The organism is Streptomyces tateyamensis (assembly GCF_003205575.1).
Lineage (GTDB): Bacteria > Actinomycetota > Actinomycetes > Streptomycetales > Streptomycetaceae > Kitasatospora > Kitasatospora tateyamensis.
This window is the reverse complement of sequence record NZ_PYBW01000169.1, coordinates 1-9,765: the sequence shown is the minus strand read 5'-3', so window position 1 is coordinate 9,765 and position 9,765 is coordinate 1. Positions and strand designations below refer to the sequence as shown.

9 protein-coding genes, 1 rRNA gene and 1 pseudogene are annotated in these 9,765 nt (G+C 70.8%); 10 read left to right on the top strand and 1 reads right to left on the bottom strand.

The annotated features are described in order from the left end of the window. The first annotated feature begins 35 nt into the window (after window positions 1-35). The 10 genes from rrf to C7C46_RS31085 all read left to right on the top strand — a co-directional run bounded on the left by rrf (window position 36) and on the right by C7C46_RS31085 (window position 9,345). Window positions 36-152 (top strand): 5S ribosomal RNA (gene rrf / locus C7C46_RS31135). 126 nt (window positions 153-278) lie between these two features. Beyond that, complete coding sequence (gene clsA / locus C7C46_RS31130; protein WP_110673274.1) at window positions 279-893, top strand: cardiolipin synthase ClsA; 615 nt, start codon at window positions 279-281, stop codon at window positions 891-893. Between the two features lie 115 nt (window positions 894-1,008). Next, window positions 1,009-3,504 (top strand): mannose-1-phosphate guanyltransferase, encoded by a 2,496-nt coding sequence (locus tag C7C46_RS31125; protein ID WP_110673273.1) that lies wholly within the window; start codon window positions 1,009-1,011, stop codon window positions 3,502-3,504. Between the two features lie 121 nt (window positions 3,505-3,625). Next, window positions 3,626-4,651: a DUF881 domain-containing protein gene (locus C7C46_RS31120; protein ID WP_245985233.1), complete on the top strand. Its 1,026-nt coding sequence runs from the start codon at window positions 3,626-3,628 to the stop codon at window positions 4,649-4,651. Further along, a complete protein-coding gene (locus C7C46_RS31115) occupies window positions 4,648-4,980 on the top strand; it encodes a small basic family protein (protein ID WP_110673271.1) in 333 nt (110 codons plus the stop codon). Before C7C46_RS31120 ends, C7C46_RS31115 begins: the two co-directional genes overlap by 4 nt. 10 nt (window positions 4,981-4,990) lie before the next feature. After that, window positions 4,991-5,959, top strand: coding sequence for a DUF881 domain-containing protein (locus C7C46_RS31110; RefSeq protein WP_110673270.1), 969 nt, complete (start codon window positions 4,991-4,993; stop codon window positions 5,957-5,959). A 466-nt stretch (window positions 5,960-6,425) separates the two neighbouring features. Beyond that, window positions 6,426-6,962, top strand: a complete 537-nt coding sequence (locus C7C46_RS37775; protein ID WP_425470153.1) for an FHA domain-containing protein — start codon at window positions 6,426-6,428, stop codon at window positions 6,960-6,962. A 150-nt stretch (window positions 6,963-7,112) separates the two neighbouring features. Then, window positions 7,113-7,835: a transcriptional regulator FtsR gene (gene ftsR / locus C7C46_RS31095; RefSeq protein WP_110673275.1), complete on the top strand. Its 723-nt coding sequence runs from the start codon at window positions 7,113-7,115 to the stop codon at window positions 7,833-7,835. A 70-nt stretch (window positions 7,836-7,905) separates the two neighbouring features. Then, entirely contained in the window at window positions 7,906-8,379 is a 474-nt protein-coding gene (locus C7C46_RS31090) for a bifunctional nuclease family protein (protein ID WP_110673269.1), read from the top strand. A gap of 297 nt (window positions 8,380-8,676) precedes the next feature. Then, window positions 8,677-9,345 carry a MerR family transcriptional regulator gene (locus tag C7C46_RS31085; RefSeq protein WP_110673268.1) on the top strand — a complete coding sequence of 223 codons (669 nt, stop codon included), beginning with the start codon at window positions 8,677-8,679 and terminating at the stop codon, window positions 9,343-9,345. A gap of 122 nt (window positions 9,346-9,467) precedes the next feature. Here C7C46_RS31085 and tnpA read toward each other — a convergent pair. Further along, window positions 9,468-9,734: pseudogene (gene tnpA, locus C7C46_RS31080) on the bottom strand (IS200/IS605 family transposase); the annotation flags it as partial. Window positions 9,735-9,765 lie beyond the last annotated feature (31 nt).

Sequence of the window (9,765 nt, the reverse complement as noted above, 5' to 3'; positions counted from 1 at the left end):
GTCGGGGGTGGGTGCGGTCGACAGTTTCATAGTGTTTCGGTGGTCATAGCGTGAGGGAAACGCCCGGTTACGTTCCGAACCCGGAAGCTAAGCCTTACAGCGCCGATGGTACTGCAGGGGGGACCCTGTGGGAGAGTAGGACGCCGCCGAACAATCTTTCAGAAGAAGCCCCTACCGTTTACCGGTAGGGGCTTCTTCGCGTTCGGCTTCGGGGTTGGGTAAAGTCGGGGCCGCCAGGACGGACCCGGCAGATCCGCATGACAGAGGAGGCCCCCACGGTGGAGGTCCAGGAGACGCGCGTGCAGACCGACCGCGTCCTCACCATCCCGAACCTGCTGAGCATGGCGCGGTTGGTCGGGGTGCCGGTCTTCCTCTGGCTCATTCTGTGGCCGAAGTTCGACGGCCCGAACAACGACGGCTGGGCGCTGCTGATCCTGGCGGCGAGCGGGGTCAGCGACTACCTGGACGGGAAACTGGCCAGGCGCTGGGGGCAGATCAGCCGGCTGGGCCAGATCCTCGATCCGCTGGCGGACCGGCTCTACGTACTCTCCACGCTGCTGGGCCTCACCTGGCGACAGATCCTGCCCTGGTGGCTGACCGCCATCCTGCTGGCGCGCGAGGTGTTCCTCGCCGGGCTGCTGCCGATTCTGAACCGGCGCGGTTACGGTCCGCTCAACGTCAGTTTTCTGGGCAAGGCCGCGACCTTCAACCTGATGTACGCCTTTCCACTTCTGCTGCTGGGCCAGGGGCAGGGCTGGTTCCACCAGACCGCCGAGGTGGTCAGTTGGGCGTTCATCTGGTGGGGGACGGTGCTCTACTGGTGGGCCGGCCTGCTGTACGCGGTCCAGGTGCGGCAGATCGTCCGCGGCACGGTGGCCGCGCCGACCCCCTGAGCGTGGCCCAGCCCACCCGTCCGTCCGCGCGTCGGATCATTTCAACCGGGTAGATGTGTCCTGAAACGGTTTGATGGACGAAGAGTCCATTGCCGCGAAGGAGGACGCATCCGCCATGAAAGCCGTTGTGATGGCCGGAGGCGAGGGAACTCGTCTCCGCCCGATGACTTCGAGCATGCCGAAGCCGCTCCTGCCGGTCGCGAACCGACCGATCATGGAGCACGTGCTGCGCCTGCTCAAGCGGCACGGCCTCACCGATACCGTCGTCACCGTGCAGTTCCTCGCCTCGCTGGTGAAGAACTACTTCGGGGACGGCGAGGAACTCGGCATGAACCTCACCTATGCGAACGAGGAGGTTCCGCTAGGCACCGCAGGGAGTGTCAAGAACGCCGAGGACGCACTCCGCGACGACTCTTTTCTGGTGATCTCGGGCGACGCCCTCACCGATTTCGATCTTTCTGAATTGATCGCCTTTCACCGCGCCAAGGGTGCGCTGGTCACGGTCTGTCTGACCCGGGTGCCGAACCCGCTGGAGTTCGGGATCACGATCGTCGACGACGAGGGCCGGGTCGAACGCTTCCTGGAGAAGCCGACCTGGGGCCAGGTCTTCTCGGACACCGTGAACACCGGCATCTACGTGATGGAGCCGGAGGTCTTCGACTACGTGGCGGCCGGCACCTCGGTGGACTGGTCGGGCGACGTGTTCCCGCAGCTGCTCAAGGAGGGCAAGCCGGTCTACGGGTACGTGGCCGAGGGCTACTGGGAGGACGTGGGCACCCACGAGAGCTACGGCAAGGCCCAGGCGGACGTGCTGGAGGGCAAGGTCGACGTCGAGCTGGACGGCTTCGAGATCTCCCCGGGCGTCTGGGTGGCCGAGGGCGCCGAGGTGGACCCGGAGGCGATCCTGCGCGGCCCGCTCTACATCGGCGACTACGCCAAGGTGGAGGCGGGCGTCGAGCTGCGCGAGCACACCGTGCTGGGCAGCAACGTCGTGGTCAAGCGCGGTGCGTTCCTGCACAAGGCGGTGATCCACGACAACGTCTACATCGGTCCGCAGACCAACCTGCGCGGTTGCGTGGTGGGCAAGAACACCGACGTGATGCGCGCGGCCCGGATCGAGGACGGCGCGGTGATCGGGGACGAGTGCCTGATCGGCGAGGAGTCGATCATCGCGGGTGCGGTCCGGGTCTACCCGTTCAAGACCATCGAGGCCGGCGCGTTCGTCAACACCTCGGTCATCTGGGAGTCGCGGGGTCAGGAGCACCTGTTCGGGGCCCGCGGGGTCTCCGGGATCCTCAACGTGGAGATCACCCCGGAGCTGGCGGTCCGGCTGGCCGGCGCCTACGCCACCACGTTGAAGAAGGGCGCCACCGTCACCATCGCCCGGGACCACTCGCGTGGTGCCCGAGCGCTCAAACGGGCGATGATCTCCGCGCTGCAGACCAGCGCGATCGACGTCCGCGACCTGGAGAACGTGCCGATGCCGGTGGCCCGGCAGCACACCGCCCGCGGCAGTGCCGGCGGGATCTTCCTGCGCACCACTCCGGGGGTGCCGGACTCGCTGGACATCCTGTTCTTCGACGAGCGCGGCGCCGACCTCTCGCAGGCCGGGCAGCGCAAGCTGGACCGGGTCTACGCCCGCCAGGAGTTCCGCCGGGCGTTCCCGGGCGAGATCGGCGACCTGACCTTCCCGTCCAGCGTCTTCGACTCCTACGCGGGCAACCTGCTGCGCGACATCGACACCACCGGTGTCCGCGAGGCGGGGCTGAAGGTCGTGGTGGACACCGCGCACGGCAGCGCCGGGCTGGTGCTGCCGAGCATCCTGGGCCGGCTCGGGGTGGAGGCACTGGCCGTCAGCGGCGGCCTGGACGAGGCCCGTCCGACCGAGGACGCCGAGGAGCGGCGGGCCGGCCTGGCCCGGCTCGGTGCGCTGGTCGCCTCCTCGCGGGCGGCCTTCGGCGTCCGGTTCGACACCGTCGGCGAGCGGGTCTCCTTCGTGGACGAGCTGGGCCGGGTGATCGAGGACGACCGCGCGCTGCTCGTGCTGCTGGACCTGGTGGCCGCCGAGCGCCGTAGCGGCCAGGTGGCGCTGCCGGTGACCACCACGCGGATCGCCGAGCAGGTGGCGGCGTACCACGGCACCCAGGTGCGGTGGACCTCCACCTCGCCCGACGACCTGGCGAAGGCGGCCGCCGCCGAGAACACCATCTTCGGTGGTGACGGGCGCGGCGGCTACGTGGTGCCGGAGTTCAGCGGCCTGCTGGACGGTGCGGCGGCCTTCGTCCGGCTGGTCGGCCTGGTCGCGCGCACCCAGCTGACGCTCAGCCAGATCGACGCCCGTATCCCGCAGGCGCACATCCAGCGCCGGGACATCGCCACGCCGTGGGCGGCCAAGGGCATGGTGATGCGTTCGGTGGTGGAGGCGGCCGGCGGCCGCCAGCTGGACACCACGGACGGGGTGCGGGTGGTCGAGCCGGACGGCCGCTGGTGCCTGGTGCTGCCGGACCCGGGTGAGGCGACCACCCACCTGTGGGCCGAGGGGCCCGACGACGAGGCCACCCAGCGGCTGCTGGACGAGTGGGCGGCGGTGGTGGATGGCGCCGGTCGCTGACTCCGGCCCGCTGACTCCGGCCGGCTGACTGCGGCCTGCTGACCCGACCCGGCGGCCCCGGGCGACCACCCCCTCGGGGGCTGGTCGCCCGGGGCCGCGGCGTCGTGGGACGATGTCCCGCATGTCAGCGACGCGATCACCGAAGGAGCGGGCCGGGAGGTTCTCCCGCCCGGACGCCTCGATGACGCTGCTGACCACGATGATGGACCAGAGCCTGGACGAGGGTTATGCGGCGGCGGCCCGGGCCCGCGGCGAGGTGGGGCGCCGCCGGTTGCCCACCACGACCCGGGGCAAGCTGTTGCTGGGGGCCGGGCTGGCGATGGCCGCCGTGGTGGTGACGATCAGTGGGGTCAACGCGCACGACGCGCGTCCTGAGCTGGCCAAGGAGCACGACGCGCTGGTGCAGCGGGTCACCGACGCCACCGCGGCCGCCGACAAACTGCAGCACCAGGTCGAGTCGGCCCGCGCCCAGGTGGACGCCGAGCAGCAGAAGGCGCTGCACGACGGCGTCGACAGCGGTCTGGCATCGCTGGACGCGGCGGTGGGCACCGGCGCGGTGACCGGCCCCGGGGTCAAGCTGGTGATCGACGACCCGGCCGACGCCGGCACCGGCGGCGGGATCGATCCGCGCACCTCGGGCGGCTTCAGCGGCGGCCGGCTGCGCGACCGGGACCTGCAACTGGTGGTCAACGGCCTGTGGCAGGCCGGCGCCGAGGCGGTCGCGGTGAACGGGCAGCGGCTGACCGCGCTGTCGCCGATCCGGGCCGCCGGTGATGCGATCCTGGTGGACAACCGGCCGCTGGTACCGCCCTACACGGTGCTGGCGATCGGGGACGAGAAGGTACTGCCGGCCGCGTTCCAGGAGAGCATGGGCGGGCACTACCTCAAGCTGCTCCAGGACAGCTACGGGATCCGGGCCAACCTGAGCGGGCAGCACGCGCTGAGCCTGCCGGCGGCGGTGGGCTTCGCGCTGCGACTGGCCTCGCCGCTGCCGGACACCCCGGGAACTGGCGCGCCGTCAGCGCAACCGTCCGGGGCGCCCGCCACGTCCACCCCACTGTCACCTTCCGCGAGCCCGTCACCCTCGCCCACCTCGGGCACCCCTGCGCCGAGCAGGCCCTCCAGGACAGGAGCAAGCAAGTCGTGATCGCCGTACTGGGCCTGGTGGCCGGTGTCATCGTCGGGCTCTTCGTGCAGCCGTCGGTGCCGCCTGCCGTGGTGCCGTACCTGCCGATCGCCGTGGTGGCCGCGCTCGACGCGGTCTTCGGCGGCGTGCGGGCGATGCTGGACGGGATCTTCGACGACAAGGTCTTCGTGGTCTCCTTCCTCTCCAACGTGGTGGTGGCGGCGCTGATCGTCTTCCTGGGCGACCAGCTGGGTGTCGGCTCGCAGCTGTCCACCGGTGTGGTCGTGGTGCTGGGCATCCGGATCTTCTCCAACGCCGCCGCGATCCGACGCCACGTCTTCCGGGCCTGAGGGGAGAACCGTGAGCGAGGAGAAGCCGCAGCCGCAGGAGCCGACCGAGCCGAGCAACGAGCCGGACACCGGGTCGGCCGCCGAAGCTGAAGCTCGGCCTCAGCCTCAGCCTGAGGCCGGCGCGCCTGCCGAGGCCGCGCCCGAGCCGGTGGAGCCCGGGCAGCCCGAGGCGGCTGAGCCGGCGGCAGCGGAGGTTGAGCCGCCTGCCGAGCCGGCCCGGGCGGAGGAGCCCGCGCCTGCCGAGCGACCCGAGAGCGCGGACGCCCGCCGGCGCCTGCGCAGCGCGCTCTGGCCGCCGCGGCTGTCACGCGGTCAGCTGGTGGTGGCCCTGCTGCTGTTCGCGCTGGGCCTGGGCCTGGCGATCCAGGTCCGCTCGACCAACGACCACAGCGCGCTGCGCGGCGCCCGCCAGGAGGACCTGGTGCGGATCCTGGACGAGCTGGACAGCCGCCAGCAGCGCCTGCAGCAGGAGAAGGCGCAGCTGGACCAGTCACTGGCCCAGCTGCAGAACAGCTCGAACCAGGCCAAGGACGCCCAGGAGCAGACCCGGCAGAAGGCGCTGGAACTGGGCGTGCTGGCGGGTACGGTGAAGGCGACCGGACCAGGGATCGTACTCACGGTCGAAGACCCCCAGGGGCAGGTCAAGGCGGATATGCTGCTGGACACGCTGCAGGAACTCCGAGCGGCCGGGGCGGAGGCGATCCAGATCAACGATGTCCGCGTGGCGGCGCACACGTTCTTCACCGACGTGCCCTCGGGGGGCGAGTTGATCGACGGCAAGACCGTGACGCAGCCCTACCGGTTCACCGTGATCGGCAATCCGCAGGACCTGACGCCGGCGCTGAACATCCCGGGCGGCATCGTGCGTACCCTGGAGAAGCAGCAGGTCGCCACCCACATCGCGGAGCAGCAGAAGGTGACCGTGGACGCGCTGGCCGCGCCCACCCCCGCGCAGTTCGCCACGCCGGCGGCGAAGTGAGCGCGGGCCCCGTTCCGCTGACGCCCCGTCGGCCGCACCGCCGGGCAGCCGCCCTGGTGGGCGGCCCCCGGTGCGAATGCCGAAGACGATGTCGGCAAGACTGTGCTGTACCACTGCCATCCTGCCCCGCGGGCGGGTCTGTTTCACGCAAGGGGATTCGCCCGTGAGTCTGTTCTCGAAACTGTTCGGTCGCAACAACCGCCGTGCGGCAGCCGTGGAGGCGCCCACCGCGCGCCACCGCCGCGACGAGGAGCCGGGTGTGCCGGGGATGCGCAGCGCGCCGGAGGGCTACCAGCCGGCCGGTGAGCGGCCGCTCTTCCGGGACGGTTACGGCGCGTCGGTTGATTCGGCGGGTGCGCCGCGCATAGGTTTCCCGACAGGACCCTCAACCTCTGGTGGAGGGTTGGCCCCGGATTCCTACGCCGGGCACGTCCCAGGGGGAGTGCCGCACCAGGAGGCTGCGAACATGCACGGCCAGATCGTCTGCCCGCGGTGCGGCAACCCGAACCCGGGCACCGCCCGGTTCTGCAACAACTGCGGTACCCCGCTGCGCGCCGGTGTCCCGGAGACCTCGGTCGAGACCACCTCGACCATCTCGATCTCCGGCCTGGAGTCCTACGACCCGAGCGCCACCAACACCGGAGCCACCCCGGCGCTGTCGCCGGAGGTGCTCGCCGCGATCGACGCGCTGCCCCCGGGCTCGGCGCTGCTGATCGTGCTGCGCGGTCCCAACTCGGGCAGCCGCTTCCTGCTGGACGCCGACGTGACCACGGCCGGCCGCCACCCGCAGGGCGACATCTTCCTGGACGACGTCACGGTCTCGCGCCGGCACGTCGAGTTCCGCCGCCAGCCGGGCGGTGGCTTCTCGGTGGCCGACGTGGGCAGCCTGAACGGCACCTACGTCAACCGCGAGGCGATCGACGAGGTCGGGCTCAACAACGGTGACGAGGTGCAGATCGGCAAGTACCGGCTGGTCTTCTTCGCCGGGCCGCACCGGTACTGACGCGCCACCAGCAGGATTCGGGGGGCGGGGCACCGCAGGGACTGACGCACGGGACCGGGCAGGCGGGGGTTCGCACACGACGTCGGCAGGAGAGCGCGAGTGACCTCGAATCAGATCGTGACCGCCCCCCGCCGCCCGGGCGACCCGCAGCTGCGGGCCACCGAGCGGCGCGGGGCGGAACTGCTCAGCATCGGCGCGGTGCTCTCGTACCTGCGCGAGGACTTCCCCGAAGTGACGATCTCCAAGATCCGTTTCCTGGAGTCGGAAGGCTTGGTCGAGCCGCAGCGCACGCCCTCGGGCTACCGCAAGTTCGGCCCCACGGACGTGGAGCGGCTGGCCTACGTGCTGCGGATGCAGCGCGACCACTACCTGCCGCTGCGGGTGATCCGCGAGCACCTGGACGCGATCGAGCGGGGCGAGGCCCCGCCCGCGCTGCCTGCTGCGGACTCCCGACCCGGGCCGGCCGAGGAGGCGGACCGGGGGCTGGACATGGTGCCGGTCGGCGGGGTCCGGCTGGGCCGGGCCGAACTGCTCGCCGCCGCCGGGGCCGAGGAGCGCGACCTGGCCGAATGGGAGTCGTACGGGCTGGTCGTGGCCGGTTCGGACGGCGGCTACGACGCGGACACCCTGCAGATCGCCCGGCTGGTGGCCGAGCTCGGCCGCTACGGGCTGCAGCCCCGCCACCTGCGCCAGGTCAAGGCCGCCGCCGAGCGCGAGGTCGCCCTGGTGGACCAGGTGGTGGCCCCGCTGCGCCGGCACCGCAACCCGCAGACCAGGGCGCACGCCGAGACCACGGCCAGGGAGCTGGCCACCCTGGCGGTGCGGCTGCACGCCACCATGGTCCAGGCCGGCCTGCGCTCGCGCCCGAACTAGCCCCCGCCGCGTGGGCCCGAGCGCTCGGGCCGCGCTTTCCTATCTCGGTCAGTAGCCATAGGGTTGCCTTGTGAATGAGCTCGACGTCGTAGGTGTCCGGGTGGAGATGCCCTCCAACCAACCGATCGTCCTGCTGCGCGAAGTGGGCGGTGACCGCTACCTGCCGATCTGGATCGGCCCGGGTGAGGCGACCGCGATCGCCTTCGCCCAGCAGGGCATGACTCCGGTGCGCCCGCTGACCCACGACCTGTTCAAGGACGTGCTGGAGGCGCTGGACCGCCCGCTGACCGAGGTACGGATCACCGACCTGCGCGAGGGGGTCTTCTACGCCGAGCTGGTGTTCGCCGGTGGTGTGGAGGTCAGCGCCCGCCCCTCGGACGCGATAGCGCTGGCACTGCGCACCGGTACGCCGATCTTCGGCGCCGAGGAGGTGCTCGCCGAGGCGGGCATCGCGATCCCGGACGAGCAGGAGGACGAGGTGGAGAAGTTCCGCGAGTTCCTCGACCAGGTCTCTCCGGAGGACTTCGGCGGCAACGCCCAGTAGTGGGGCGGGTCGGCAGTCGCTCCGTCCGGTGGCCGGGACGCGCCCGGGAACCGTCCGCAGTGCTCACCACTGAACGGTGGGTTCCGGCCGAAATCGATCCGCAGTCGATCAGCTGTTTTGCCAAAGTGTTCGGTCCTACCCAGACTAGGGGCACGCGAAACCGCTCATTGGAGTGATGTCGTTTCGCTGCCTCGGCGTGGCGATCGTTGACGCGTCTTGGACGACTGCTTACCGTCAGGTGTTGTCGCCGGGATGCTCCGATTCCGGCGCGGGCGACAGTTCCGGACGGAGGTAGGCATGAGCAGCGGCGACGAATCGGCGGTGTCAGGCCCGTGCGCCCTCCACCCGCGCCGCGGCGACCGTCCGCTGGTCGGGCGCGCCTGGGACGCACCGGCCGGGGAGGTGCCCCGGGTGGGGCGATTCCCCGCGGTGCAGGCCGGTCAGCCGGCCATCGAGCGGATCACCCCGGCCTCCGACCTGCTCGGCTACCGCGGGCCGACGGCCTGCGCGGCCGCCGGGATCACCTACCGGCAGCTGGACTACTGGGCCCGGACGGGGCTGCTCGAGCCGAGCGTGCGCACCGCCTATCCGACCGGCGCCCAGCGGCTGTACAGCTTCCGTGACGTCCTGGTGCTCAAGATCGTCAAGCGGCTGCTGGACGCGGGCGTCTCGCTGCAGAACATCCGAGTGGCCGTCACCCATCTGCAGTCCACCGAGCCGGCCGACTTCGCCCAGCTCACCCTGATGAGCGACGGGGCCACGGTCTACGAGTGCACCTCTCCGCAGCAGGTGGTGGACCTGCTGAAGGGCGGTCAGGGCATGTTCGGCATCGCGGTCGGCGTGGTCTGGCGGGAGCTGGAGGCCGTCCTGGGCCGGCTGCACGCCGAGCGGACTGACACCGGCGAGACCCTGATCGGCCACGATCCGGCCGACGAGCTGGCCCAGCGCCGCAACCGGGCGGTCTGACGCGTCGTCCCTCCCCATCCCTTGTTCTTCGCAGGGAATCCCGGCCTTTAGGCCGGGCGGGATTGCGATCCTTGACCCGGAGCCGCGAAGCGGCGGAGTGCTCTGCGGCTCCGGGGTGACGGTCAGACGGGCCGCTGCTGGTTCTCGATGTACTCCTTGACGATGCTCAGCGGTGCGCCGCCGCAGGACCCCGCGAAGTACGAGGGTGCCCAGAACACGGAACCCATGCCGATCCGGTTGATACGGCCGGTGTACTCGGCCCGCAGGTAGCGGGAACTGACGCCCTTGAGACTGTTCACCAGCTTGGAGATCGCTACCTTCGGCGGGTAGTGCACCAGCAGGTGGACGTGATCACCCTCGCCGTTGAACTCGCGCAACTCCGCGCCGAAGCTCTAGATCGGGAGAGCGTTCGGCAGGGAA